Origin of the sequence: Streptacidiphilus jeojiensis (assembly GCF_042510965.1) — a bacterium.
In the GTDB taxonomy this organism is placed as follows: domain Bacteria; phylum Actinomycetota; class Actinomycetes; order Streptomycetales; family Streptomycetaceae; genus Streptacidiphilus; species Streptacidiphilus jeojiensis.
Genome location: NZ_JBEUKS010000016.1, coordinates 1 through 24,364, shown reverse-complemented (window position 1 = coordinate 24,364; position 24,364 = coordinate 1). Strand labels below are relative to the sequence as shown.

Below are 24,364 nucleotides of genomic sequence, written 5' to 3'. Positions count from 1 at the left end.
CGACACCGCAGGAGCAGACCCGATGTCCACCCTCACCACAGCCGACCGGCCCGTCGCGGTCGGTGCCGCGAAGCCCGCCCGGCGCCCGCTGCGGCGCGGCGAGCGCGGGAAGCTCGCCTCGGTGGGCCTGCACAGCCTGCTGACGGTCTGCGCGTTCGTCGCGGCCTTCCCGGTGGCCTGGATCCTCTACATCTCCCTGGGCGCCGGCAAGGACGACTACCTGCACCCGGGCCGGATCTTCAGCCGGATGACGCTGTCCAACTACAGCTTCGTCGTCAACCACACCGGCTTCGGCACCTGGATGCTGAACTCGCTGATCGTGGGCCTGGGCACGATGGCCGTCGGCGTGCTGATCTCGGCCAGCGCCGGCTACGCGGTCTCCCGGATGCGCTTCCCGGGGCACCGCCCGCTGATGTACACCTTCCTGCTGACCCAGATGTTCCCGGTGTCGGTGCTGATGGTCCCGCTGTACAAGATCATGGCCAACCTGGGCCTGCTGGACACCTACCAGGGCCTGATCCTGATCTACTGCTCCACCGCCGTCCCCTACTGCGCCTGGCTGCTGAAGGGCTACTTCGACACCATCCCGGTGGACATCGACGAGGCGGGGCAGATCGACGGGCTCTCGCCGTTCGGCACCTTCTGGCGGCTGATCGTGCCGCTCGCCAAGCCCGGCCTGTCGGTGGCGGCGTTCTACACCTTCCTCACCGCCTGGGGCGAGGTCGCCTTCGCCTCGCACTTCATGCTCTCCGCCGACAAGTACACCCTCGCGGTCGGACTGCAGACCTACATCAGCCAGTACAACTCCCAGTGGAACTACATGGCGGCCAGCGCGGTGCTGATCGCCATCCCCGCCGGAGTGGTGTTCTACCTGGTACAGAAGCACCTGGTGGCCGGCCTCACCGCCGGCGGCACCAAGGGCTAGCGGCCCCGGGCCGCCGCACCACCCGTCACTCGACCGTCTCTGAGACCCAAGGGATCCCATGACCCCCCAGCACCCCGCCAACCCGACCGCCCCTGCCGCCGACTCCGGCCGCAGATCCGGCTGGTGGCGCGACGCGGTGATCTACCAGGTCTACCCGCGCAGCTTCGCCGACGCCGACGGCGACGGGATGGGCGACCTGGAAGGTGTCCGCAGCAGGCTCCCCTACCTGCGGGACCTGGGCGTCGACGCGGTCTGGCTGTCCCCCTTCTACGCCTCGCCGCAGGCCGACGCCGGCTACGACGTCTCCGACTACCGGGTCGTCGACCCGATGTTCGGCGACCTCGCCGACGCGGAGCGGCTGATCGGCGACGCGCACGGTCTGGGCCTGCGGGTGATCGTGGACATCGTCCCCAACCACGCCTCGGACCAGCACGCCTGGTTCTGCCAGGCACTGCGCGAGGGCCCCGGCAGCCCGCTGCGGAACCGTTTCCACTTCCGTCCCGGCCGGGGCGAGGGCGGCGAACTGCCGCCGAACGACTGGGAGTCCATCTTCGGCGGACCCGCCTGGACCCGTACCGTCAACAGCGACGGCACCCCGGGGGAGTGGTATCTGCACCTCTTCGCCCCCGAGCAGCCCGACCTGAACTGGGAGAACGCCGCCGTCGCCGACGAGTTCCGCTCGGTGCTGCGGTTCTGGCTGGACCTCGGCGCCGACGGCTTCCGGATCGACGTCGCCCACGGCCTGGTCAAGGCGGCCGGGCTGCCCGACATCGGGCGCCACGACCAGCTGAAACTGCTCGGCAACGACGTACTGCCGTTCTTCGACCAGGACGGCGTGCACGAGATCTACCGCGACTGGCGCCGGATCCTGGACGAGTACGGCACCGACCCGGACACCCGCCGCATCGCCGTCGCCGAGGCCTGGACCCCGACGGTCCAGCGCACCGCCAACTACCTACGCCCCGACGAGCTGCACCAGGCCTTCAACTTCCAGTACCTGGGCACCGCCTGGGACGCCGAGGCGCTGCGCGAGGTGGTGGACCTGACCCTGGACGCGATGCGCCCGGTCGGCGCCCCGGCGACCTGGGTGCTGTCCAACCACGACGTGGTCCGCCACCTCACCCGGCTGGGCGACGGCAACGACGCCGAGCAGGACCTGCGCCGGGCCCGCGCCGCCACCCTGCTGATGCTGGCCCTGCCCGGCTCGGCCTACCTCTACCAGGGCGAGGAGCTGGGCCTGCCCGAGGTGCTCGACCTGCCGGACGCGGTCCGTCAGGACCCGGCCTTCACCCGCGCCAAGGGCACCAACGCCGAGGGCCAGGAGGGGATGCGCGACGGCTGCCGGGTGCCGCTGCCCTGGTCCGGCACCGAGGCCCCGTTCGGCTTCGGCCCGGTGCCCGGCGGCCCCAGCTGGCTGCCACAGCCCGCCGAGTGGGCCAAGCTCGGTGTGGAGGCCCAGACCGGCGACCGCAGCTCCACCCTGGAGCTGTACCGCGCCGCCCTGAAGGCCCGTCGCGAGCACCCGGCGCTGGGCACCGGCGACAGCGTGACGTGGCTGGACGCCCCGGCCGGGGTGCTCGCCTTCCGCCGCGACAGCCCCGACGGCGCGTTCGCCTGCTTCGCCAACACCGGTGACCAGGCGGTGCGGCTGGCCGCCCCGGGACGGCTGCTGCTGGCCTCGGAGCCGGTCACCGTTGTGGAGGACGAACTGGTGCTGCCGGCCGACGCCACCGTCTGGTGGGCCGTCTGAGATGGGCTCTCCCTCAGCGGCGTCCCCGTCGGCGGCATCGCCCCAGCCGGCGCAGCCGACGGCTCGGCTCGCCGACATCGCCGCCCAGGCCGGGGTCAGCGAGGCGACCGTGTCCCGGGTCTTCAACGGCCGGGCCGGGGTCTCCCCGACGACCCGTCAGTCGGTGCTCGCCGCCCTGGACGTGCTCGGCTACGACCGCCCGGTGCGGCTGCGGCAGCGCAGCGCCGGACTGATCGGGCTGATCACCCCCGAGCTCAACAACCCGATCTTCCCGGCGCTGGCCCAGGTCATCGAGCAGGTGCTGACCCGCTACGGCTACACGCCGCTGCTGTGCACCCAGACCCCCGGCGGCTCGACCGAGGACGAACTGGTCGACATGCTGGTGGAGCGCGGCGTCACCGGCATCGTGTTCGTCTCCGGGCTGCACGCGGACACCACGGCCGACATGGAGCGCTACGCCCGGCTGGCCGGCCGCGGTGTGCCCTATGTGCTGATCAACGGCTACAGCGAGCGGATCTCCGCGCCGTTCGTCTCCCCGGACGACCGGGCGGCGATGCGGATGGCCGTGCAGCACCTGGTCGAGCTCGGCCACGAGCGGATCGGGCTCGCCCTGGGCCAGCGCCGCTTCGTCCCGGTGCTGCGCAAGCTGGAGGGCTTCACCGCCGCCTGCCGCGAGCTCCTCGGCCAGTCCGACGAGGAGATCGCCGGCCGGATCCAGCACACCCTGTTCAGCGTCGAGGGCGGCCACGCGGCAGCGGCGGCGCTGCTGGAGGCCGGCTGCACCGCCGTGGTCTGCGGCAGCGACCTGATGGCCTTCGGCGTCATCAGGGCCGCCCGCCAGCACGGCTTCCACGTACCGGGCGACGTGTCGGTGGTCGGTTTCGACGACTCCCCGCTGATCGCCTTCGCCGACCCGCCGCTGACGACGATCCGTCAGCCGGTCGAGGCGATGGGCGCGGCGGCGGTCGACGCGCTGCTGGAGGAGATCAACGGCAACGCCCTGCACCGTGCCGAGTTCGTCTTCCAACCCGAGCTGGTCGTCCGGGGCTCCACCGGGGCGGCCCGCCCGCGCGTCTGAGGGGTCGCGCGGGCCCGCAGGAGAGCGGGACCGGACGGGAGGTGCCTCCCCGTCCGGCCCCGCTTCCGGCATGCCCCGGGATCCGCGCCCCGGACACCCCGGGCCCGGAAATAACCTGTTGCACCTGCGGCGATGCCGGATCCCATACTGACGGGGCCAATCCGCAGACACTTCAGGAGAGTTGTGTTCAGTAGTTACCGCCGGGTCTTCGTGGAACCGGGTACCGTCGCCTTCGCCCTCACCGGGCTGCTCGCCCGGTTCCCCATGGGGATGACCGGCGTCGCCGCCGTTTTCATGATCACCGGCTGGCGGCATTCCTACTCGCTGGCCGGCTCGCTGGCCGCCACGGTGCTGGTGGTGGTCGCCGTGGCGGGCCCGCAGATATCCCGGCTGATGGACCGTCACGGCCAGGCCAGGGTGGCGGTTCCGGCCGTGCTGGTGTCGACCGCCGGCGGCTTCGCCGAGCTGCTGTGCCTGCGCTTCGACGGCCCCGGCTGGCTGCTCTTCGGCACCGCCGCGGTCACCGGCCTGGGCCCCAACATCGGCACCATGTCCCGGGCCCGCTGGGCCGCGCTGTACCGGGGCGACGAGGAAGTGCTGCACAGCGCCTACGCGTTGGAGGCGGTGATCGACGAGATCTGCTTCATCCTCGGCCCGCTGGCGGCGACCATGCTGGCCACCACCCTGTTCCCGGCCGCCGGCTTCCTGGCGGCCGGAGTGGTCATGCTGCTGGGGACGGTGCTGTTCTGCGCCCAGCGGCGCACCGAGCCGCCGGTGGCCCGGGCCGGCGCGGACGGTGCTGACGGCGCGGACGGTACGGACCGCGAGGCCCGCGGCGGCTCCGCGCTGCGCTCGCCCGGGCTGCGGGTCCTGGTGCTGACCCTGCTGGCCACCGGCGGGGTGTTCGGCGTCAACGAGATCACCGTCATCGGCTTCGCCGACCACCTCGGCCACAAGGCCGCCGCCAGCCTGGTGCTGGCCTGCTACGCGCTGGGGTCGTGCCTGTCCGGACTCGCCTTCGGGCTCTGGAAGCCCAAGGGCGCCGCCGCGGTGCGACTGCCGCTGTGCCTGCTGCTGATGACGGCGCTGCTGGCGCTGCTGCCGCTGGTCGGCAGCCTTCCGACGCTGGCCGCGGTGCTGTTCGGGGCCGGGCTCAGCACCGCGCCGACCATGGTGACCGGCATGGGCCTGGTCCGCGACTGCGTTCCGCCGCAGAAGCTCAACGAGGGCTTCGGCTGGGCCGTCACCGGCCTGCTGCTGGGCGTCTCCGGGGGCGCCGCGGTGGGCGGTTGGGCGGTGCAGCACCTGGGCCCCGGCGCCGGGTTCCGGATCCCCGCGGCGATGAGCGGTCTCGCCCTGCTGATCGCGCTGCTGGGCCGGCGCGGACTCGCCGCGCCGGCCGCCGGCGCCGTCCGGCCGGAAGGAGAACGTTCCGAAGCGCCCGGACCGGTCAGTCAGGTGCAATAGGGTGCGATGCTGTACGGCAGCGGACCGACACTGACTGGGGAACACTTGCTCAAAACCTTCGGGGGGCGACCCCCCGCACCCCCACGTGAACACGTGTCGGCCGGCCCCTGCGCCAGGACTTCCCGAGGAGAAGCTGAGTGAACACCGCACGGCTGGCGGATATCGCGGCACAGGCCGGGGTGAGCGAAGCCACCGTCTCCCGGGTGCTGAACGGCAAGCCGGGGGTCTCCGCCACCACCCGGCAGATGGTGATCGCCGCCCTGGACGTCCTGGGGTACGAGCGGCCCACCCGGCTGCGCCAGCGCAGCGCCGGGCTGATCGGGCTGATCACCCCGGAGTTGAGCAACCCGATCTTCCCGGCCTTCACCCAGGTCATCGAGCAGGTGCTGACCCGTTACGGCTACACGCCGGTGCTGTGCACGCAGACCCCGGGAGGCTCCACCGAGGACGAGTTGGTGGAGCTGCTGGTCGAACGGGGCGTCACCGGCATCTGCTTCATCTCCGGGCTGCACGCGGACACCAGCGCCGACACCGAGCGCTACGCCAGGCTCACCGGCAAGGGCGTCCCCTTCGTCATGATCAACGGCTACAGCTCGAAGATCGCGGCCCCGTTCATCTCCCCGGACGACCGTGCGGCCATGCAGATGGCGGTGCAGCACCTGGTGGGCCTCGGCCACCGGCGGATCGGACTGGCGGTGGGCCCGGCCAGGTTCGTGCCGGTGGAGCGCAAGCTGGAGGGTTTCGCCGAGGCGATGCGCACCCGGCTGGGCATGGAGCCGGCCGAGTCCGCCGAACTGGTCCAGCACTCGCTGTTCAGCGTGGAGGGCGGCCAGGCGGCCGCCGGGGCGCTGCTGGACAAGGGCTGCACGGCGATCGTCTGCGGCAGCGACCTGATGGCCTTCGGGGCGATCCGCGGGGCACGCTCGCGGGGCCTCTCGGTGCCCGGGGACGTGTCGGTGGTCGGTTTCGACGACTCCCCGCTGATCGCCTTCGCCGACCCGCCGCTGACGACGATCCGTCAGCCGGTCGAGGCGATGGGCGCGGCGGCGGTCAACGTCCTGCTGGAGGAGATCGGCGGCAACCCGGCGCAGCGCGGCGAGTTCGTGTTCCAGCCGGAGCTGGTGGTCCGCGGCTCGACCGGGGCGGCCCGGCCGCGCGACTGACGGCGGAGAACAGCACAGCACGGCACAGCACGGCGGGGGCACCGGGCAACCGCCCCGCGCCCCCGCCGTGCTGTGCCCGCTCGGCCGGGTCCCGCTCAGCTGAGGTCGGCTCAGGTGAGGTCGGGGTCCAGTTCCATGCCCAGAGCCGTCAGGTAGAGCCCCAGCACCAGCCGCGCCACCGTCGGGTACGCCCCCAGCGGCTCCGACGCCTGGCACTCGGCCTCCGCCGTCACCGACTTGAGCAGGTCCGGGTCCACCTCGGGACCGAAGACATAGGGGGCCAGCGCGGGTTGGGCACTGCCGGTCGCGCGCAGGTGCGCGGCCGCGGCGGCCACCGATCCGGGCTCGTCCAGCGCGGCCGCCACCACCGGCACGGCCAGCCGGGCGGCCAGCAGCACCGCGGTCACCTCGGCGAGCTGCAGCGCCTCGGCACCGCCGACGGTGGCGAGCACCACGCCGTCGGCGGAGGTGTTGATGGCGAACAGCCTGGCCCGGTCGGCGCGGGCGAGCCCGGCCTCGGACAGCCGTACGTGCAGGGCCTCGGCCAGCAGCGGGTGCGGGCCGAGCGTGTCGGTGACCCTGACCTCGCCGGGGATGCCGCTGACGGCGTCCCGGAAGGAGTCGGAGGGACCGGGCAGCAGCGGCACGACCACCGGGGCCGGACGCTCCTCGGCGGCGGCCGCGCTCAGCAGCGCGGCGAGGGTCTCGGTGCCGTCGCCGTCGGTGCCGTTCGCGGACAGGTACCCGGCCCGCGCGTCGATCCCGGGCTGCTCGGCGCGGATCAGCGCGACCAGCTCGTCGGCGATCTGCTGCGTGGCCGGAGTGGCCTCGGCGGGTACGGCCAGAAGCAGCGCGGGGGCCTCCGCGGGGATCTCGTGGCGTTCGGGCCGACGGTGCCGGCCGCGTGCCCTGGTCCCGGGCGTGCGGACGGGCAGCGGTGTGCTGGGGGTGGCGGCAGAGCTCATGTCGGACGATCGTAGGTCATGTGTGCGGACTGCTGAAGTCGGGCACCCTTCTTTGCGGTTCAGCGGCGTGGCCATACCCCCTGAATCATCCTCAAATCCGGTCATATATTTGCGGCGCCTGTGCGCGTTGCAACCGGATCACGGTGAGCAGCGTCACATAGGTGTGCGACGCACATGATTACTGACTGTGTGTCACCGGGGCGCTGCGCGCTGTGGATCTTGATTGCCGGTCGGCGGCGCGTTGCAGTGCGCCCGTAGCCCAGAGCGACGAGTCAGGTGGCTTTTGTCCCTTTCGATCCGTCAGCCCAGCATTACGGAGCGGAAGTTGTCACATGTGGTGAACGCACGTGCACGCGCATAAGCAGCTGCACGTGCAAGTGCACTGGCGTTATCATCACGTGCAGTGAGGCGCCTCTCTGGCCCATCCTGCACGGCTCGCACAACCAGGAGACACCGATGCTTCGCATGTACAACGGCATGGCCGCCACGGAGATCGAGGGTGTGGTCTGGCAGAAGAGCCGTCTGAGCAATTCGCAGGGTGACTGTGTCGAGTTGGCCCGGCTGGCGGACGGCGATGTGGCGGTGCGCAACTCGCGGTTCCCCGAGGGGCCGGCCCTGATCTACACACGGGCCGAGATAGCGGCGCTGATAGACGGGATGAAGAAGGGCGAGTTCGACCACCTCGCCGAGCCGGCCTGAGCGCCGGAGCGGTCGGCGGCCCGGACCCCGGTCCGGCCCCGACCGCCGCTGGACCCGGCCGGCGGCCGGACCCGACACACGGAGCGGCGGTGCCGGGGGAGTCACTCCCCCTGGTACCGCCGCTCCGTCTGTGTCTCCCCGATGTCCTGGAGCGCGCCCTCCTGGAGGGCGGCTGCCTCGTCGAGCTCGAACAGGGCCCAGACCACCTTTCCGGCGGCCACCGGGTGCCAGCCCCAGGACTGGCTGAACGAGTCCACCAGGTGCAGGCCGCGTCCCGACTCGGCGACCCAGTCCGGCTCCCGGGTGACCGGACCCGAGCTGCTGGGGTCGCTCACCGCGCACACCACCTGCGGCGCCCGCCGGACCAGGCTGAGGCGTATCAACGGGGCGGGGGCCTGCGGGGCGTCGCCGAACTTCTGGGTGATCGGTCCCGGGCTGCCGGCCCCGCGCTTTCCCCAGGCGCTGGTCCGCTGTTCGGGCACGCTCGCGGCCGCGAGCGCGTGGCGCAGCGCGTTGGTCACGAGTTCGCTGGTCACCAGGGCGATGTCGTCGAAGAGGTCGCCGAGACCCCACCGGTTCAACGTCAGCTTGGTGAACTCACGTGCAGTGCGCACGGATTCCAGCCGGGGGGCGAGGGCGCAGTTGACCACGTCGGGGTCCGTGGCCAGTGCCGGGCTCAGGCCCATGAAGAGCTCCTCCCATAAGGGCGCTGCAGGCATTTCTGCCGAGGTCTGCCCTGCCGGGGTCGCGCGCGCGACGCCGAGCTCCGCCGCGTCACCGAACGGTTGACGGGGCGGTGGCGCGGAGTGGCGTGAGGGGGGAGCGGGCTCCCCGCAGGACTGCCAGTGGGTGTGCATGTGCACGTGCATCATGCTCCTCCCCGCTCACGCCAGATGCAAGGGTGGATTCACGTGCATGTGCGACCCGGGCATCTGCACGTGCATCTTCGTGTGCAAGGAGTAGTCTCATGGTTGCTCGCCGCAGGCGTCACTACTGACGTGGGGCCATCCCGTCCGGGTTCTTGACACAAACCTGTCCGTTTGGGCACCCTTCGCCACCGGACAGTGGCAGACTGTGCGCTGATTTCATTGGGTGGAGGTTCAACGGAATGACCACAGTTCAGCCGGGGAGCGGCTCGATGGTGCGCCGTATCCTCCTCGGCTCCCAGCTGCGCCGACTCCGTGAGGCTAAGGGGATCACCCGTGAAGACGCGGGCTACACCATCAGGGCCTCCGAATCGAAGATCAGCCGCATGGAACTCGGCCGCGTCAGCTTCAAGGAGCGGGACGTGACGGACCTACTGAGCCTGTACGGCGTCGATGACGAGACCGAGCGCGCCGCTCTGGTGACCCTGGTGCGCGAGGCCAACCAGGCCGGCTGGTGGCACAGTTTCAGTGACGCCATGCCCAACTGGTTCCAGACCTACGTCGGCCTGGAGGAGGCGGCGGCGCTGATCCGCACCTACCAGGTGCAGTTCATCCCCGGCCTGCTGCAGACCGAGGACTACGCCCGGTCGATCATGCTGCTGAACCGCCCGCACACCGACCCCGGTGAGCTGGAGCGCCGCATCAACGTGCGGATGCGCCGTCAGAAGCTGGTCGCCGAGGGCGACGGGCCCCGGCTCTGGGCCGTGGTCGACGAGGCCGCGCTGCGGCGTCCGGTGGGCGGCCCGGCGGTGATGAAGGCCCAGATACAGCGCCTCATCGACGCGGCCGACATGCCCAACATCGTGGTGCAGGTGATGCCGTTCCGCTTCGGCGGCCACGCCGCGGAGAGCGGTGCCTTCACCATCCTGCGCTTCCCCGAGCAGGACCTGCCCGACGTGGTCTACCTGGAGCAGCTCACCAGTGCCCTGTACCTGGACAAGCGCGACGACGTGGACCAGTACGTCCAGGTGATGGAGCGGCTCAGCGTCGACAGCCTGACCCCGGAGAGCAGCGTGGAGCTGCTGTCCTCGCTGCTCAAGGAGATCTGATCCGGGCGGTCCGATCCGGATCGCCCGGGGCCGGTCAGGGCTCCAGGCCGTAGCGGGCGAACAGGTCCGCGCGGATCAGCGCGTAGGACGTCTCCGCCCCGGGCAGCAGCATCCCCATGCAGGCGCCCATCAGGGCGCTGCGGAGCACCGCGTGCTCCGCGACCGGGTCGGCGGCCCCGCGCCGCCGCAGCACCCCCTGGAGCAGCGCGCCGAACCGCCGCTGCTCCTCGTCCTGGATGAACCCCTCCGCGCTCGGCGCCAGGATCAGCGCCAGGTGGGTGCGCATCAGCGTCGGCCGGTCCCGGGTCAGCGTCAGCACCGTGTCGATCGAGGTGGCCAGCCAGAGGTCCGGCGGATCGGTCTCGGCCAGCTTCGCCAGCTCCGCCGCCAGGGACAGGTGCATCAGCCGGTGCATCGAGGACTGCAGCAGGTAGCGCTTGCCCGGGAAGTAGTACGAGACCAGGCCCCTGGCCAGGCCGGCCCGCTCGGCTATGTCGCCGAGAGTCGTGCCCGTAAAGCCCCGTTCGTCCACCAACTCGACGGTGGCCTGCATGATCCGCGAACGGGACCGGGCCCGCATGGCCTCGTTGACTGATGCGCGTCGGGGTGACATGGTGCTCCTGCGTTCATTGGCTGCTGGCCAATATACGGCCACGCTCGAACGCATGTGGCCGCCCGGGTAGTTCGCCGACGCGGGGGATCGGCGAACTACCGGGCGGCCCGCCCGAACCCCGTACGGGCGGGCTCTCAGGGGCGCTGGACGGCCTATTCCGCGGCCGAACCGGCCGGTGCGCCGTCCAGAACGTCAACTCCCGTTCCAGGGGCCGTCGCAGGGCCCGCGCCGGGCGCCGGGACCGGGTAGTCCGGCACCGGGTGGGCGGCGGCCGTGGCCCGTGCCGTCCGCCGGTCCTGCACCGCGCCCAGCGCGGTCACCAGCAGCCCCAGCAGCGCCACCCCGGCCACCACGCCCACCGCCCGGTGGTCGGCGCTCAGTTGGGCGTGCACGCCGCCGCTGCCACCGCTGGTCACCACCGCGGTGACCACGGCCAGCACCACCGCGCCGCCGATCTGGAACGAGGTGTTCACCAGCCCGGAGGCCAGCCCCTGCTCGTCGTCGGCGACCCCGTCGGTGGCCTGGATGTTGAGCGAGGGGAAGACCAGCGCGAAGTGGATCCCGAGCAGCACCATCGACGGCAGGATCACCGTCAGGTAGTCCGAGTGCGGGCCGATCCGCAGGAAGTTGGCGTAGCCCAGCAGCGCGGCCGGGAAGCCGACCAGCATCAGCTTGGTCGTCCCGAAGCGGTCCACCAGCGCGCCCATCCGGGTCGCCGAGGCCACCACCAGCACGCCGGCCGGCAGGAAGCCCATCGCCATCTCCAGCGCGGACCAGCCGAGCAGCGACTGCAGGTACAGCGTCGCGATGAACTGGAAGCCGACGTAGGCGCCGAAGCAGGCCAGCGCGCCGATGTTGGCCCGGGCCACCAGCCCGTTGCGGAAGATCCCCAGCCGCACCAGCGGATGCGCGGTGCGCTGCTCCACCGCGACGAAGGCCGCGAACAGCGCCGCCACCCCGACCAGCGACAGCACGGTACGGGCGCTGCCCCAGCCGACCCCCTGGGCCTGGGTGACCGTGTAGACGAGCAGCAGCAGGCCGCCGGTGGCGGTCACCGCGCCGAGCAGGTCGTAGCCGCGTCCCTCGCGCTGCGGCCGCTCCTGACGCGGGATCAGCCTGCTTCCGGCCGCCAGCGCCAGCAGTGCCAGCGGGAACGGCAGCAGGAAGGTCCAGCGCCAGCCGACCTCGGTCAGCAGCCCGCTGAGCACCAGGCCGAGCGAGAAGCCGCTGGCGCCGCAGGTGGTGTAGATGCTCAGGGCCCGGTTGCGCTGGTGCCCCTCGGGAAAGGTCGTGGTGATGATGGACAGGCCGGCCGGCGCGGTGAAGGCGGCGGCGACGCCCTTGACGAACCGGGTGGCGATCAGCAGTCCGCCGTCGTCCACCAGTCCGCCGAGCAGCGAGGCGACGGCGAAGACGGCCAGCGCGGCGAGGAACACCCGCCGCCGCCCGAGCAGGTCGGCGGCCCGCCCGCCGAGCAGCAGCAGCCCGCCGTAGCCGAGGACGTAGCCGCTGACCACCCACTGCAGCGACGTGGTGCTCAGATTCAGGTCGGTTCGGATCGAGGGAAGGGCGACCCCGACCATCGACACATCCAGGGCGTCGAGGAACAGGGCCGCGCAGAGGACGACGAGGGTGCCCCAGAGGCGGGGGCTCCATCGGGTAGTGGTGGTGGCTGTGGTCATGCGGAGGAGACTACATGCATGTGCATTCAATGCACGTGAATTAAATGTTAACTCATTAAGTTCCACTGCAACTGCTACACTGCTCTGGTGAGCGCTCCCACCGACCCCGAGCTCGTCGAAGCCTGGCGCACCCTCCTCGCCCGCCAGGCCGCCACCGCGTGCGCCCTGGACCGTGAGCTGAACGAGCGTCACGGTCTGGGCATGAGCGAGTTCGAGGTGCTGGAACGCCTGGTGGAGGGCACCTCTGGGGACTGCGCCGCCTCGCTCCGGGTACAGGAGCTGGCCACCTCGGTCCACCTCAGCCAGAGCGCGCTGTCCCGACTGATCGCCCGCCTGGAGAAGGCCGGCCTGGTCGAGCGCTCGATGTGCCCGGAGGACCGCCGCGGCGTCTCCGTCTGCCTCACCCCCGCCGGCCGCGACCGCCACACCGACGCCGTGCCGACCCACCGCAGCGTGCTCGCGGAGATGCTGACCGGCTGAAGCCCGTCCCGTGCCCTCACCTTCTTTCGGTGTGCCTCTTGTCGAAAGAACTCTTTCGAGCGTAACGTTTCGAAACATGTCTTCCGAAGAGCCGCGGCCGCTGAGAACCCTCACCGATCCCAAGGCCATGCGCGCGATCGCCCACCCCACCCGGATCGCGCTGCTGGAGGCCCTCGGCCGGGACGGTGCCCTCACCGCCACCGAGGCCGCCGCCGTGGTCGGCGAATCGCCGACCAACTGCGCCTTCCATCTGCGCACCCTGGCCAAGTACGGGTTCGTGGAGGAGGCCGGCGGCGGCACCGGGCGCCGCCGGCCCTGGCAGCTCAAGCACGTGGGCTTCCGCTTCGACGAGGACACCGTGGAGGCCAATGCCCTGGCCGGCTTCCTGTGGGAGACCTGGCTCGCCCGGCTCGCCAAGGTCGCCGGCCGCCGGGCCAGCTTCTCCGAGGAGTGGCGCAAGGCCACCAGCGCCTCGGAGACGGTGCTGTACCTCACCCCGGAGGAGGCCAAGGCCTTCCACGAGGGGATGGCGGACCTGGTGCTGCGCTACCACAACCGCATGGAGAACCCGGCGCTGCGCCCGCCCGACAGCCTGCCGCTGGAGCACATCCAGTTCACCTACCCGTACGACGCGGTCCGATGAGGCGCCTGCTCGCCCGGCGCGAGCTCCGCTGCTTCATAGCCGGCCAGGTGCTGTCCACCCTCGGCGACAGCGCCATGTGGATCGCCGTCGGCATCTGGATCAAGATGCTCACCGGCAGTTCCTCGGCCGCCGGGCTGTCCTTCTTCGCCTTCATCGTCGGCAACGCCTGCTCCCCGGCCGCCGGGCTGCTGGTGGACCGGGTCCGGCGCCGTCCGCTGCTGATCCGGCTGAACCTGCTGGCGGCCGTGGCGATCCTGCCGCTGTTGCTGGTCCACGGCCGGCACGGCCTGTGGATCATCTACACCGTGATGGTCGGCTACGGCTTCCTCAACGGCCTGATCGCCTCGGCCCAGACCGCGCTGATGCAGACCGTCGTCCCGGCCGGGGAGCTGGGCGAGGCCAATGGCCTGCTGCAGACCCTGCTGCAGGGGCTGCGCCTGGTCACCCCGCTGCTGGGCGCCGGCGCGGTCGCCGTGGTCGGCATCGGCACCCTGGTCGTGGCCGACGCGGCGACCTTCCTGGCCGCCGCCCTGCTGCTGGTCCTGATGCGGACCGAGGAGCCGGCGCCGGTGCGTTCCGCCGAACGGATGACGCGTCAGGTCACCGCGGGCGTACGGCATGTGCTCTCGGTCCCGGCGCTGCGGCAGCTGGTGCTGGCCGCGGTCCTGGCGGTCACCGCGTTCGGCTTCGCGGAGTCCGTCTGCTTCGCCGTCGTCGACCAGGGCCTGCACCGGCCGCCGGCCTTCCTCGGTGTGCTCACCTCGGCCCAGGGCGCGGGCGCCGTCGTCGCCGGGATCGGCGCGGCCGCGCTGATGCGCAGGATCGGCGAGGGCCCGCTGGTCGCCCTCGGCCTGGTCGCCGCAGGGGCCGGCTTCCTGCTGCTGGCGCCGGGCATCCTGGCCGCCGCCCTGCTGGGCACGGCCCTGGTCGGGGCCAGCCTGCCGTGGATCCTGATCGGCCTGGTCACCTCGCTCCAGCGGCGCACCCCGCCCGAGCTGATGGGCCGTGCCGACGCCGCCTTCAACGTCCTGGTCACCGTCCCCCAGGCGGCCTCCATCGCGGTCGGGGCGGCGCTGCTGGCCGTCGTCGACTTCCGGCTGCTGCTGTGCGCCATGACCGCGCTGATGCTGCTGGCCGCCGCCTTCCTGGGCACCCGCCGGGACCAGCGGACCGACCGGACCCCGGAGGCCGCCGAAGCGGCTGTGCAGACCGTGGCGGGGGTCGAACCGTGACGGCGGAGCCGGACGACGGGCCGACCGAGGGGCGAGTACTGCTCCTGGCGTAGGCGGGCGCCCGAGCGGGTCAGCCCCGCACGCCGGCCCGCTGGGCGGCGGCGGCCTCGCGCTGGGCGGCCCGGACGGCCTCCTCGACGCAGCTCTCGGCGCAGGCGTCCGGCATCGCCGGGTGCCTGCCGATGATGATCACGCCCAGCACGATGCAGACCAGGCCGACGGCCTCGCCGGCCAGCGCCCCCGGGGTCAGCCGGAGCCGGTCGCCGAGGAATCCCACCCCGCAGGCGATCCCCGCCAGCGGCTGGGCGGCGGTCAGGGCCGGCAGCGACATCCGCAACGGGGCCGACTCGAACGCGCTCTGGACCAGGATCAGGCCGATCACGCCGATCGCCACCACGGTCCAGGTCTGCCAGCTGCTCAGCAGCAGGGCCAGACCGCCGTGCTTGAACCGCTGTCCCGCGGTCCGCGTCAGCGCGTCCTGGAGGCCGTAGAGCAGGCCCGCGGCCAGCGCCAGCAGGGTGGCCTCCTCGAACAGCGGCAGCCGTCTGGCGATGGAGACCAGCAGCAGGGCGACCCCGGCCACCACTCCGAACACCAGCCAGTGCCGGAGCACCCCGGCCTCGGTCCCGCCGCCGGTCGGCTCCCCGCTGGTGATGAACGCGGTGACCCCGGCGGCCAGCAGCAGTACCCCGCCCCAGCCGGAGCGGCCCAGCCGCTGGCCGGTGATGGTGCGCGCCAGCAGCATGGCGAACAGCAGATTGGTGGCCAGCAGTGGCTCCACCAGTGAGATCCGTCCGGCCGACAGCGCCATCGCGCTGAGCACCTGGCCGCCGACCATGAAGGCGATCCCGAGCAGCCACTCCGGCTGTCGCATCAGCCGCAGCAGCAGCCGGTAGGACAGGATGTCGGAGCGCGGTGCGCGCTGCGCCGCGTGCTGCTGGAGAACGAAGCCGAGTCCCAGCAGACATGCAGCGCCCACACCGAGCAGAAACACCGTCACGAAGTGTTCACCCCACGTCCCAGCCCGCACTGACCAGCCGGAATTCCTGCTCTCCGCCTGCCCACTGCCGGTTCGTCCATACGCCCGTGCTCACGCGGACGTTTCGGACACCGTCTGTTGCGGGGAAGCCTAGCGCGGTCGGCTGGGAATGGCCTGCGCGTCAACGCAAATCACAGCCGGGCAGGAAAGGCTTCAGAAACCTCTCAGGCCGACTGCAGAAAACCTCAGAAACCCCTCAGATGAGCACACGCAACCCGGGTGCGAACACCAGTGCCAGCGGTGCGCTGAGCGCGGCCAGGGTCGCCGCGGTGAGCCGCAGCCGCCGGGCCACCGGCAGCCGCGGCTCACCGGCGAGCAGCCGCTCCACCCGTCCGGGGACCTGGTCCAGCAGCCCGGGACACTGCGGGACGGGGCCGTGCGCGGTGTTCAGCTCGACCAGGGCGACGGCGGTGGCCAGCCGTCCGTGCCGGCGCGCGGCGGAGTCGTCGGCAGCCAGCTCCACCAGCCGTCCCACCTGCTCGCGGAACAGCCGGAAGATCCCGGCGCCGGGGAAGCCGCTGTTGAGCGCCTCGGCGCACTGCAGCAGCCAGTGGTGCCTGGCCCGAACGTGTCCGCGCTCGTGCTCCAGCACCGCGGCCAGCTCCCGGTCGCTCAGCCGGTGCAGCGCGCCGGTGGTGACCACCAGACGGGTGGCCGGACCCGGCAGCGACCAGGCGTTCGGCTTGGCGCTCTCCAGGACGACCAGCCGCTCGCCGGCGTCCGGGCGGCGGACCCGCTCCAACCCCGAGGGCAGTTCCGGAGCCCGCAGCCGCAGCTCCCGCAGTCGGCGCCGGCGCAGCGCACGCGCCGAGCGCACCTCGCTCCCCAGCGCCAGCGCGGTACGGGCGCCGCCCACCGCGAGCAGCACGGCGGCGGCGACGGCCCAGGGGCGGGAGAGCGGTATGCCGTAGGCGGCCTCGACACCGCGCGGCGCTCCGGAGAACAGCAGGGTCCGCACCTCGGGCCAGGCCGCGGCCGCGGTCAGCAGCAGCGCCAGGCCGCAGCAGAGCAGCGCGGCCAGCACCAGGCACTGCCAGGCCCAGAGCGCCAGCACCGGTTCGCGCTCGGCCCAGCGGGCCCGGGCCAGCAGCCGCGGGCCGGCCGTGGCCAGTACCAGGCCGAGCAGCAGTAGGGCGGGCAGCGCGTTCAACCAGACCTCCGCCGGCGGGACCCAGGACACGCGACACTGCGTGCGGGCCAAACCTATGCGGCACGGGGTCGCCGTGGCAGCGGAATCCGAAGGGCGTGACGCACGCCACGCCGCCGCCGGCCGCTGCCCGGACTGTCGGCGGCCGGCGGCTCAGATGGCCAGCAGCATGGTGAACATGCCCAGGCCCAGCACCATCCGGCAGGCCTGAGGCAGTTCCGGCGCCCCCAGCAACCGGCTCGTCACCGACCCGCGCCCCGGCGTGCCACCCCCGGCGAGGGCCGGCGCGGCGATCAGCCGGGCGCCGGCCAGCACCGCGTACCCGCCGAAGAACACCAGCAGTGCTCCGGTGACCAGGGGCACCCCGGCGCCGGCGGTCGCGGTGGCCATCCCGGCCATGCCCGGCATCGCGGCCTGCCCGCCGGCACCGGCCGCTCCCAGTCCGGCGCCCATCACCACGGCCATGTAGACCATCGCCAGGTGCCCCACCCCGTGGTAGAGGTGATGGCCCCGGTGCCCTTGGGACGCCCCGCCGACAGGGAGCAGGCCCACTGCGAGCGACCACACCGCCGCGACGCCGAAGAGCGCCACCCACACCGCCGCCGGCACCTCCCGCCCCAGCCCGAGCGGCAGTGCCATCGCCGCCATGCCCAGACCCTTCAGCGCCTCCGAGGCGTCGAGCTCGCGCTCGGCCCGGGAGGCGCTCCTGCGCACCAGCCTGACCAGGCAGTACAGTCCGGTCGCTCCCATCAGTCCGGTCAGCAGCCATCCGACGGCGGCGGGACCATGCATCCGGTCTCCCCTCGAGTCCTGTTCCCACCATGACGCTGAGTGGCCGAGAACTACAGGGCGCAACAGGGGGCGCACGAGTGCAGTCGGCCGCCTGCCACCCCCGGTGCCGCCGTCCGCGCCCTGCCCCGCCCCGGATGTCGGGGTCCTCCCGGGTGCACTCCCTGAGAACCGCCGTACTCCCACGGGAGTACGTGGCCGATTCCCTGCCTCAGTGGGACTACGTGGCTGGTGGGGCTGAATCATCCCCGGGTCTGTCTTCCGGTGGGACGGAGATCGTTAGGTTGGGGATGCCCGAGCCCCCAGGCCGCAGCACGGAGCACCACCGCCTCGGAGGCCAAGCATCCAGAAGCAGGAACGAGACCTCGACCATGGGCCGACTGATCCGCATTCCCCGGCAGCGCAGCGCCGGTACTGGCGCAACCACCCCGCCGCCGCGTGCCGTCATCGTGTCGGCGAGCGTCGGGGCCGGTCATGACGCGGTCGCGGAGCAGCTCGCCGCACGCCTGGAGGAGGCCGGGATGGTCGTGGACCGCCACGACTTCCTGGACCTGATGCCGGGATCCACCGGCCGGGTGTTCGTCGGCTCGTACCACGGCATGATCTCGCGGGCCCCGTGGACCTGGAAGCTGCTCTACGGCGGGATGGACAACCCGCGGATGGCCGGGATCCAAGCGTCGCTGTTCACCGCCCTTGCCGGGCGCAGCATCCGCAGGGCGGTCCAGGGCGACACCACCCGCATGGTCATCGCGACCTACCCGCTGGCCAGCCAGGTCCTGGGCCGGCTGCGGCTGCGCGGCAAGGTCTGCACCCCGGTGCACACCTATCTCACCGACTTCTCGGTGCACCAGCTCTGGGCCGCCCCCGGCGTGGACGCGCACCTGGCGCTGCACCAGGTCGCCGCCGTCCAGGCCCGCGCGGTCGGCTGCGCGGACGTCTCGGTGGTCGCCCCGCTGGTGGACCGGCGGTTCACCCCGGCGACGCCGGAGGCCCGCTTCGCCGCCCGGGCCCGCTGGGGCCTGCCGCAGGACGCACGGCTGGCGCTGCTGGTCGGCGGCTCCTGGGGCGCCGGCGAGCTGGAGCGCACCGTCGCGGACGTCGAGGCGGCCGACCCGGGGATCACCTGCGTCGTGGTCTGCGGCCGCAACGAGGGGCTGCGCGAGCGCCTGCTCGCCGCCGGGGTCAAGCACGCCCACGGCTGGGTGGACGACATGCCGAGCCTGATGCACGCCGCCGACGTACTGGTGCAGAACGCCGGCGGGATGACCGTCCAGGAGGCCGTCGCCAGCGCCCTGCCGGTGGTGACCTACCGCTCCATACCCGGGCACGGGCTCACCAACGCGGCCGCGCTGGACGAGGCCGGGATAGCCCGCTGGGCCCGGCACTCCGGCGAGCTCGCCGGGGCCCTGGCCGGTGCCCTCTCGGACCGGGTCACGCCGATCTCGGCGGCCCGCCGTCCCGGCGCGGACGCCGTCCAGGTCCTGCTCGCCTACGCGGGCCTGGACCGCCTCGCGGCAGCCGGCGACGACGCGGCCGCCGACCCGGCCGCGGGCTCGGCCGCCCGCTCCAGCGTCGCCCTGCCTGCGGTGGCCCTCCCCGCCGCCGCGCTTCCCACCGCCGTCCCCGCCACGATGGAGTCCGTCCGTTGAGCCGCGTAGTCAAGGCAGCCGCCGCCGTCGCCGGGGGCCTGGCCCTCGCCCACGCCGCCCCGGCCGTCACCGCCGTCCAGCCGCTGGAGACCCTGCGGACCCGGCTGCTCCCCGGCTACGGCGGGCAGGGCGCCCCCGACCACATCGCGCTGACCTTCGACGACGGCCCCGACCCGCTGTCCACCCCGCGCTTCCTCAGCCTGCTGGAGAACCGGGGCGTCAAGGCGACCTTCTTCCTGCTGGGCTTCATGCTGGAGCGCGACCCCGGGCTCGGTCGGGCGATCACCGACGCCGGGCACGAGATCGCGGTCCACGGCTACCTGCACCGCCCGATGGTGCTCCGTACGCCCGGACAGACCCGCGACGACCTCACCCGCGCCCATGCGCTGGTCACCGAAGCGACCGGGGAGACCCCGCGCTGGTACCGGCCCCCGTACGGCGTCGCCACCACCTCGGCGCTGGTCACCGCGCGCGGCCTGGGGATGCGCCCGGTGCTGTGGACCAGCTGGGGCGCGGACTGGCGCGCCGGCGCCACCGGCAGCTCGGTCTTCGACACGGTCACCCGCAATCTGCGCGGCGGCGGCACCGTCCTGCTGCACGACTCCGACTGCACCTCGGCCCCGGCCTCCTGGACCGCGACCCTCAGCGCCCTGCCGCGGCTGCTGGACCACTGCGAGGAGCAGGGCTGGAAGGTCGGCCCGCTCGCGGAGCACGGCCTGTAGTCACCCCTGCTCCTTATTACACCCGACGTCAGCGACGGCACCCCGGCCCATCGGCCGGGGTGCCGTTCTGCGTGATGGGGCAGGTCGGGCGAGAGTGGTCTGTGAGGTGTGTCATTTTCGCTCCGTCGACCTTCCCTTGAACAGAAGAACCTTCTGTATATACGGTGTCCGGACAACAGTTCCTTCGGTACAGGCAGGGTTGTCATGCAAAATCTCTCGCCCGAACTCCCTTCGGCAGTCAGCCCTGCCTGGATGCGGCTCAAGGAGGCCGTCGAGGCGATCCGACCGCTGCAGTCCAAGGACGGCTCCATTGACCTCAACTCCCGCGGCGCCGGGACCCGTGACGAGGCCGACGCCCTGCTCACCGCCATCACCGCCGCGGTGCGCGAGCTCGCCCCGCACTTCCCGCACGACGCCGCCTATCTGGACGCCGTGGTCACCGACCTGGAGCGCTGGCGCGCCTCCGGCTACGCCGTGCCCGACTTCCTGGACTCGCTGCTCGCCTTCCAGCCCGCGGCGCAGCGCGAGGACGGCCTGCTCCACCTGGTCGTCTTCCCGATGTACACCCAGAACGGCAACCCGGACCGCAACATCGAGGCCGTGCTGCTCACCGTGGTCTGGCCGGACTGGCTGGCGGAGCTGGAGCGCACCCGCTTCGACAACCCGATGTTCGTACCGATCACCTTCATCGACTTCACCTCCGGGTACGACACCAACTCCGCGGTGCTGTTCCCCGAGACCGTCGCGGTGCGCGAGGCCCCCGAGCGCTTCACCTGGGGCGGCATCTTCTGCGACCGCGAGGCCGCCCGCTTCCGCGCCGTCAGCAGCGCCGCCGTCGGCGCCCTCGGCCTGGACATCCCCGCCGACGCCGCCGCGCTGCTGGACGACCAGAAGCTCTCCCAGGAGACCTTCGTGCTCTGGGACCTCATCCACGACCGCACCCACAGCCACGGCGACCTGCCGTTCGACCCCTTCATGATCAAGCAGCGCAGCCCGTTCTGGATGTACGGGCTGGAGGAGCTGCGCTGCGACCTCACCGCCTTCAAGGCCGCGGTCCAGCTGGAGAAGGAGGGGCAGCCGCACTCCGGCCCGATGGGCCGCAACGTGCAGTACGCCATCCTCTTCGACCGGATGTTCCGCTTTCCGGTCAGCGGCGGCCGGGTCCGCAACTACGACGGCCTGGGCGGCCAGCTGCTCTTCGCCTACCTGCACAAGCACGACGCGCTGCGCTGGACCGACAACCGGCTGCGGATCGACTGGGACCGCGTCGCCGACGTCACCACCGACCTCTGCACCGAGATCGAGACCCTCTACCGGGACGGCATCGACCGGCCCAAGACCGCGCACTGGATCGCGGCCTACCAGCTGGTCTCGCGCTACCTGACCCCGCACCCCGCCTCGGTGTGGGCCAAGGGCCCCGACGCGCTGCCGCTGACCGAGCACAGCGACGCCAAGTCGCTCAACAAGGCGCTGTGCGACGCCGTCCTGCCGGACGAGTTCCCGCTCAGCATGTTCTTCGAGGCCCTGTCCAAGAAGCTCGGCGGGGTCATCGCCTCCACCACCGGGATCACCGGCACCAGCGAGCTCCGGAGCGCCGCATGAGCGCCGGCACGGCGGCCACCGCCGGGTCCGCGTCCTCGTCCGGGTCCGCGCCCCTGCCGATGCAGGGACGCGTCGTCGCCGTAGCCGGCGCCACCGGTCCGGCGGGACGGGCGGCCGTACGGGCGCTGGCCGCCGCCGGTGCCACCGTGGCCTGCGCCGGGACCGACCCGCGCCGGCTGGACGCGCTGCTCGACGCCACCCGCCGCGCTGTCCCCGGCGCCACCGTCGTCGGCCAGGTGCTCGACCTGCTGGACCCGCAGGCCGCGGGGGACTGGTCCGACCACATCGAGGCCGAGCACGGCAGCGTCGACGGGCTGATCCACCTGGTCGGCGGCTGGCGCGGCAGCAAGAAGTTCACCGACATCGACCTGTCGGACTGGGACTTCCTGCACGACCAGCTGGTCCGCACCCTGCAGCACACCACCCTGGGCTTCCACGACGCGCTGCTGCGCAGCCCGCAGGCCCGCTTCGCGGTCGTCTCGGCGGCCGGCGCCGCCAAGCCCACCGCGGGGAACGCCGCCTACGCGGCCGCCAAGGCCGCGGCCGAGACCTGGACGCTGTCGCTCGCGGACTCCTTCCGCACCCTGGTTGCCGCGGAAGAGCAACCCGAGCGTGCGGCGGCTGCCATCCTGGTCATCAAGGCCCTGGTCACCGATGAGATGCGGGTGGCCAAGCCGAACGCCAAGTTCGCCGGCTTCACCCACGTCGACGACCTGGCCACCACCATCACCGACCTGTGGAACCGACCCGCAGCCGACCTGAACGGACAGCACCTGTGGCTGACGCCCCGATGACCGAAGCCGCCACCACCAGCACGGACGCCCAGCGCCGTCACGACCCCTCCGTACGCGGCTTCGCCAGCGACAACTACGCCGGCGTCCACCCGGAGGTCCTCGCCGCCCTCGCCCTCGCCAACGGCGGCCACCAGATCTCCTACGGCGAGGACGAGTACACCTCGCACCTCCAGGACGTCTTCCGCAGCCACTTCGGCGAGCGGGCCGAGGCGTACCCGGTCTTCAACGGCACCGGCGCCAACGTGGTCGCGCTGCAGGCGCTGCTGCCGCGCTGGGGCGCGGTGGTCGCCGCCGAGACCGCCCACATCAACGTCGACGAGTGCGGCGCACCGGAGAAGATCGCGGGCCTCAAGCTGCTCACCGTCCCCACCCCGGACGGGAAGCTGACCCCTGAACTGATCGACCGTCAGGCCTGGGGCTGGGGCGACGAGCACCGCGCCCAGCCGCTGGCCGTCTCCATCACCCAGAGCACCGAGCTCGGCACCCTCTACACCGCCGAGGAGATCCGGGCGATCTGCGACCACGCCCACGAGCGCGGCATGCTCGTCCACGTGGACGGCTCGCGCCTTGCCAATGCGGCGGCGTCGCTGAACCTCCCGCTGCGGGCCTTCACCACCGACGCGGGCGTGGACGTCCTCTCCTTCGGCGGCACCAAGAACGGGCTGTTGATGGGCGAGGCCGTGGTGGTGCTCAACCCGGACGCGGTGAAGAACATCCTCTTCCTGCGGAAGATGTCGATGCAGCTCGCATCGAAGATGCGCTTCGTCTCGGTGCAGTTCGAAGCGCTGCTGAGCGGCGACCTCTGGCTGCGCAGCGCGAGCCACGCCAATGCGATGGCCCGCCGCCTCGAAGCCGCGGTCCGCGACATTGACGGCGTCGAGGTGGTCCGCCCGGTCCAGGCCAACGCGGTCTTCGCGCTCCTCCCGCGCGAGGTCAGCGAGCGCCTGCAGAAGAGCTACCGCTTCTACTTCTGGAACGAGCACACCGGCGAGGTCCGCTGGATGGCGGCCTTCGACACCACCGAGGCCGACATCGACTCCTTCGCGGCGGCGATCGCCGAGGAGATGGGCAAGCGCTGATCGGGTCGGGTTCGGCAGAAGGGCCCCGGGGTTGTGAACCCCGGGGCCCTTCGTCTGCGGACGTGGGTAACTTGGGGCCCATGACGATCAATCTCTCGGCCGAGCCCGGGCTGACCCTGCGCCCCTGGCGTGCGGAGGACCTGCCGTCGCTGGTCGCGGCCCACCAGGACCCGATGATGCAGCGCTTCCTGGACAACCGCGTCACGGGGATGGCGGAGGCCCGGGTGTGGCTGGCCGCCCAGGAGGCCGGCTGGGCCGACGGCACGCGGTGCAGCTTCGCCGTCATCGAAGACGTACGGGCGGAGGCCGGCCCCATCGGCCATGTGGTCGTGAAGAGGCTGGGCCTGGCCGACCCTGGTGGCGCCGGTGGCGCCGGTGGCGACGGTACGGCCTCGGGCCCCGCCGAGATCGGGTACTGGACCGCGACGGAGGTCCGAGGGCGCGGGATAGCCCCGGCCGCGGTGTCGGCCGTTGCCGAATGGGCGCTGCGGCAGGTGCCCCGGCTGCAACTGCTCCACAGCGTGGAGAACCACGCCTCCTGCCGCGTGGCCGAGAAATCCGGCTTCACCTTTGCCGACCACCTACCGGCCCATCCACCACGCTTCCCGGACGAGGGACACCGACACGTCCGTGAGTCCACGATTTGACTCCACCTGGGCCGTCCACGTAGTGTCCTGCGAGTTGCCCTGCGGACAGCGGTGGCGGCGAAACCCCTGATGAGACGGCACGGCTCTTCTTTGGCATGCCTTTTATCGGGAAAACGGCGGAATTGGCTCGGACCGAGAAATTCCGCTAGAGTTTCACTCGTCGGAACGGGCCGGAAACGGTCTGGTACGGTGGAAAACGAAGGAAGCGCCCGGAGGGCTGGTGT

At 72.1% G+C, this 24,364-nt stretch carries 23 protein-coding genes; 16 read left to right on the top strand and 7 right to left on the bottom strand.

What is annotated here, in order from left to right; all coding sequences use genetic code 11:
* The first annotated feature begins 22 nt into the window (after window positions 1–22).
* The 5 genes from ABUW04_RS33685 (at window position 23) to ABUW04_RS33665 (ending at window position 6,383) form a co-directional block, all read left to right on the top strand.
* Window positions 23–925, top strand: a complete 903-nt coding sequence (locus ABUW04_RS33685; protein WP_380568367.1) for a sugar ABC transporter permease — start codon at window positions 23–25, stop codon at window positions 923–925.
* Between the two features lie 58 nt (window positions 926–983).
* Window positions 984–2,675 carry a glycoside hydrolase family 13 protein gene (locus ABUW04_RS33680; RefSeq protein WP_380568255.1) on the top strand — a complete coding sequence of 564 codons (1,692 nt, stop codon included), beginning with the start codon at window positions 984–986 and terminating at the stop codon, window positions 2,673–2,675.
* 1 nt (window position 2,676) lies between these two features.
* Window positions 2,677–3,753 (top strand): LacI family DNA-binding transcriptional regulator, encoded by a 1,077-nt coding sequence (locus ABUW04_RS33675; RefSeq protein ID WP_051724712.1) that lies wholly within the window; start codon window positions 2,677–2,679, stop codon window positions 3,751–3,753.
* A 183-nt stretch (window positions 3,754–3,936) separates the two neighbouring features.
* Entirely contained in the window at window positions 3,937–5,220 is a 1,284-nt protein-coding gene (locus ABUW04_RS33670) for an MFS transporter (protein WP_380568254.1), read from the top strand.
* A gap of 137 nt (window positions 5,221–5,357) precedes the next feature.
* On the top strand, window positions 5,358–6,383 hold the full coding sequence (locus ABUW04_RS33665; RefSeq protein WP_030247964.1) for a LacI family DNA-binding transcriptional regulator: 1,026 nt from the start codon (window positions 5,358–5,360) through the stop codon (window positions 6,381–6,383).
* A 110-nt stretch (window positions 6,384–6,493) separates the two neighbouring features.
* On the opposite strand, the gene ABUW04_RS33660 is transcribed toward ABUW04_RS33665, so the two are convergent.
* Complete coding sequence (locus ABUW04_RS33660; RefSeq protein ID WP_030247963.1) at window positions 6,494–7,348, bottom strand: sirohydrochlorin chelatase; 855 nt, start codon at window positions 7,346–7,348, stop codon at window positions 6,494–6,496.
* Window positions 7,349–7,804: 456 nt separating this feature from the next.
* On the opposite strand from ABUW04_RS33660, the gene ABUW04_RS33655 reads away from it, so the two are divergent.
* Window positions 7,805–8,047 (top strand): DUF397 domain-containing protein, encoded by a 243-nt coding sequence (locus ABUW04_RS33655; RefSeq protein ID WP_030247960.1) that lies wholly within the window; start codon window positions 7,805–7,807, stop codon window positions 8,045–8,047.
* Between the two features lie 101 nt (window positions 8,048–8,148).
* On the opposite strand, the gene ABUW04_RS33650 is transcribed toward ABUW04_RS33655, so the two are convergent.
* On the bottom strand, window positions 8,149–8,733 hold the full coding sequence (locus ABUW04_RS33650) for an ATP-binding protein (protein WP_380568253.1): 585 nt from the start codon (window positions 8,731–8,733) through the stop codon (window positions 8,149–8,151).
* 422 nt (window positions 8,734–9,155) lie between these two features.
* On the opposite strand from ABUW04_RS33650, the gene ABUW04_RS33645 reads away from it, so the two are divergent.
* A complete protein-coding gene (locus tag ABUW04_RS33645) occupies window positions 9,156–10,022 on the top strand; it encodes a helix-turn-helix domain-containing protein (protein ID WP_030247955.1) in 867 nt (288 codons plus the stop codon).
* Between the two features lie 34 nt (window positions 10,023–10,056).
* Here the strand turns inward: ABUW04_RS33645 and ABUW04_RS33640 are convergent, their stop codons facing one another.
* Both ABUW04_RS33640 and ABUW04_RS33635 read right to left on the bottom strand, forming a co-directional pair.
* Window positions 10,057–10,635 (bottom strand): TetR/AcrR family transcriptional regulator, encoded by a 579-nt coding sequence (locus ABUW04_RS33640; RefSeq protein ID WP_037593945.1) that lies wholly within the window; start codon window positions 10,633–10,635, stop codon window positions 10,057–10,059.
* A 152-nt stretch (window positions 10,636–10,787) separates the two neighbouring features.
* The gene (locus tag ABUW04_RS33635) at window positions 10,788–12,317 is read right to left on the bottom strand and encodes an MFS transporter (protein ID WP_380568252.1); all 1,530 of its coding nucleotides are present in this window, start codon (window positions 12,315–12,317) and stop codon (window positions 10,788–10,790) included.
* Window positions 12,318–12,404: 87 nt separating this feature from the next.
* Between ABUW04_RS33635 and ABUW04_RS33630 the strand changes: the two genes are divergently transcribed.
* The 3 genes from ABUW04_RS33630 (at window position 12,405) to ABUW04_RS33620 (ending at window position 14,672) form a co-directional block, all read left to right on the top strand.
* On the top strand, window positions 12,405–12,797 hold the full coding sequence (locus ABUW04_RS33630) for a MarR family winged helix-turn-helix transcriptional regulator (RefSeq protein ID WP_084713289.1): 393 nt from the start codon (window positions 12,405–12,407) through the stop codon (window positions 12,795–12,797).
* A gap of 76 nt (window positions 12,798–12,873) precedes the next feature.
* Entirely contained in the window at window positions 12,874–13,440 is a 567-nt protein-coding gene (locus ABUW04_RS33625) for a winged helix-turn-helix domain-containing protein (RefSeq protein ID WP_380568251.1), read from the top strand.
* Entirely contained in the window at window positions 13,437–14,672 is a 1,236-nt protein-coding gene (locus tag ABUW04_RS33620; RefSeq protein ID WP_380568250.1) for an MFS transporter, read from the top strand. Before ABUW04_RS33625 ends, ABUW04_RS33620 begins: the two co-directional genes overlap by 4 nt.
* Window positions 14,673–14,742: 70 nt before the next feature.
* Here the strand turns inward: ABUW04_RS33620 and ABUW04_RS33615 are convergent, their stop codons facing one another.
* The 3 genes from ABUW04_RS33615 to ABUW04_RS33605 all read right to left on the bottom strand — a co-directional run bounded on the left by ABUW04_RS33615 (window position 14,743) and on the right by ABUW04_RS33605 (window position 17,650).
* Complete coding sequence (locus tag ABUW04_RS33615; protein WP_051724708.1) at window positions 14,743–15,672, bottom strand: DMT family transporter; 930 nt, start codon at window positions 15,670–15,672, stop codon at window positions 14,743–14,745.
* 235 nt (window positions 15,673–15,907) lie between these two features.
* The gene (locus ABUW04_RS33610) at window positions 15,908–16,861 is read right to left on the bottom strand and encodes a M56 family metallopeptidase (RefSeq protein WP_380568249.1); all 954 of its coding nucleotides are present in this window, start codon (window positions 16,859–16,861) and stop codon (window positions 15,908–15,910) included.
* A gap of 150 nt (window positions 16,862–17,011) precedes the next feature.
* A complete protein-coding gene (locus ABUW04_RS33605) occupies window positions 17,012–17,650 on the bottom strand; it encodes a DUF5134 domain-containing protein (protein ID WP_380568248.1) in 639 nt (212 codons plus the stop codon).
* 368 nt (window positions 17,651–18,018) lie between these two features.
* On the opposite strand from ABUW04_RS33605, the gene ABUW04_RS33600 reads away from it, so the two are divergent.
* The 6 genes from ABUW04_RS33600 to ABUW04_RS33575 all read left to right on the top strand — a co-directional run bounded on the left by ABUW04_RS33600 (window position 18,019) and on the right by ABUW04_RS33575 (window position 24,140).
* Window positions 18,019–19,296, top strand: coding sequence for an MGDG synthase family glycosyltransferase (locus ABUW04_RS33600; RefSeq protein ID WP_380568247.1), 1,278 nt, complete (start codon window positions 18,019–18,021; stop codon window positions 19,294–19,296).
* Window positions 19,293–20,018, top strand: a complete 726-nt coding sequence (locus ABUW04_RS33595; RefSeq protein ID WP_030247935.1) for a polysaccharide deacetylase family protein — start codon at window positions 19,293–19,295, stop codon at window positions 20,016–20,018. Before ABUW04_RS33600 ends, ABUW04_RS33595 begins: the two co-directional genes overlap by 4 nt.
* A 204-nt stretch (window positions 20,019–20,222) precedes the next feature.
* Complete coding sequence (locus ABUW04_RS33590; RefSeq protein ID WP_030247933.1) at window positions 20,223–21,620, top strand: DUF6421 family protein; 1,398 nt, start codon at window positions 20,223–20,225, stop codon at window positions 21,618–21,620.
* Window positions 21,617–22,414 carry an SDR family NAD(P)-dependent oxidoreductase gene (locus ABUW04_RS33585; protein WP_380568246.1) on the top strand — a complete coding sequence of 266 codons (798 nt, stop codon included), beginning with the start codon at window positions 21,617–21,619 and terminating at the stop codon, window positions 22,412–22,414. The genes ABUW04_RS33590 and ABUW04_RS33585 overlap by 4 nt, the downstream gene beginning before the upstream one ends.
* Complete coding sequence (locus ABUW04_RS33580; protein ID WP_030247931.1) at window positions 22,411–23,493, top strand: threonine aldolase family protein; 1,083 nt, start codon at window positions 22,411–22,413, stop codon at window positions 23,491–23,493. Before ABUW04_RS33585 ends, ABUW04_RS33580 begins: the two co-directional genes overlap by 4 nt.
* Before the next feature lie 80 nt (window positions 23,494–23,573).
* The gene (locus ABUW04_RS33575; RefSeq protein WP_380568245.1) at window positions 23,574–24,140 is read left to right on the top strand and encodes a GNAT family N-acetyltransferase; all 567 of its coding nucleotides are present in this window, start codon (window positions 23,574–23,576) and stop codon (window positions 24,138–24,140) included.
* The last annotated feature ends 224 nt before the right edge of the window (window positions 24,141–24,364 follow it).

Excerpts from the sequence above, each read along its gene's own strand:
- ABUW04_RS33600 (WP_380568247.1), top strand. The coding sequence starts at position 18,019 with ATGGGCCGACTGATCCGCATTCCCCGGCAGCGCAGCGCCGGTACTGGC.
- ABUW04_RS33605 (WP_380568248.1), bottom strand. The coding sequence starts at position 17,650 with ATGCATGGTCCCGCCGCCGTCGGATGGCTGCTGACCGGACTGATGGGA.
- ABUW04_RS33645 (WP_030247955.1), top strand. The coding sequence starts at position 9,156 with ATGACCACAGTTCAGCCGGGGAGCGGCTCGATGGTGCGCCGTATCCTC.
- ABUW04_RS33580 (WP_030247931.1), top strand. The coding sequence starts at position 22,411 with ATGACCGAAGCCGCCACCACCAGCACGGACGCCCAGCGCCGTCACGAC.
- ABUW04_RS33585 (WP_380568246.1), top strand. The coding sequence starts at position 21,617 with ATGAGCGCCGGCACGGCGGCCACCGCCGGGTCCGCGTCCTCGTCCGGG.
- ABUW04_RS33675 (WP_051724712.1), top strand. The coding sequence starts at position 2,677 with ATGGGCTCTCCCTCAGCGGCGTCCCCGTCGGCGGCATCGCCCCAGCCG.
- ABUW04_RS33650 (WP_380568253.1), bottom strand. The coding sequence starts at position 8,733 with ATGGGCCTGAGCCCGGCACTGGCCACGGACCCCGACGTGGTCAACTGC.
- ABUW04_RS33575 (WP_380568245.1), top strand. The coding sequence starts at position 23,574 with ATGACGATCAATCTCTCGGCCGAGCCCGGGCTGACCCTGCGCCCCTGG.
- ABUW04_RS33655 (WP_030247960.1), top strand. The coding sequence starts at position 7,805 with ATGCTTCGCATGTACAACGGCATGGCCGCCACGGAGATCGAGGGTGTG.
- ABUW04_RS33590 (WP_030247933.1), top strand. The coding sequence starts at position 20,223 with ATGCAAAATCTCTCGCCCGAACTCCCTTCGGCAGTCAGCCCTGCCTGG.
- ABUW04_RS33620 (WP_380568250.1), top strand. The coding sequence starts at position 13,437 with ATGAGGCGCCTGCTCGCCCGGCGCGAGCTCCGCTGCTTCATAGCCGGC.
- ABUW04_RS33635 (WP_380568252.1), bottom strand. The coding sequence starts at position 12,317 with ATGACCACAGCCACCACCACTACCCGATGGAGCCCCCGCCTCTGGGGC.
- ABUW04_RS33680 (WP_380568255.1), top strand. The coding sequence starts at position 984 with ATGACCCCCCAGCACCCCGCCAACCCGACCGCCCCTGCCGCCGACTCC.
- ABUW04_RS33625 (WP_380568251.1), top strand. The coding sequence starts at position 12,874 with ATGTCTTCCGAAGAGCCGCGGCCGCTGAGAACCCTCACCGATCCCAAG.
- ABUW04_RS33640 (WP_037593945.1), bottom strand. The coding sequence starts at position 10,635 with ATGTCACCCCGACGCGCATCAGTCAACGAGGCCATGCGGGCCCGGTCC.
- ABUW04_RS33685 (WP_380568367.1), top strand. The coding sequence starts at position 23 with ATGTCCACCCTCACCACAGCCGACCGGCCCGTCGCGGTCGGTGCCGCG.
- ABUW04_RS33660 (WP_030247963.1), bottom strand. The coding sequence starts at position 7,348 with ATGAGCTCTGCCGCCACCCCCAGCACACCGCTGCCCGTCCGCACGCCC.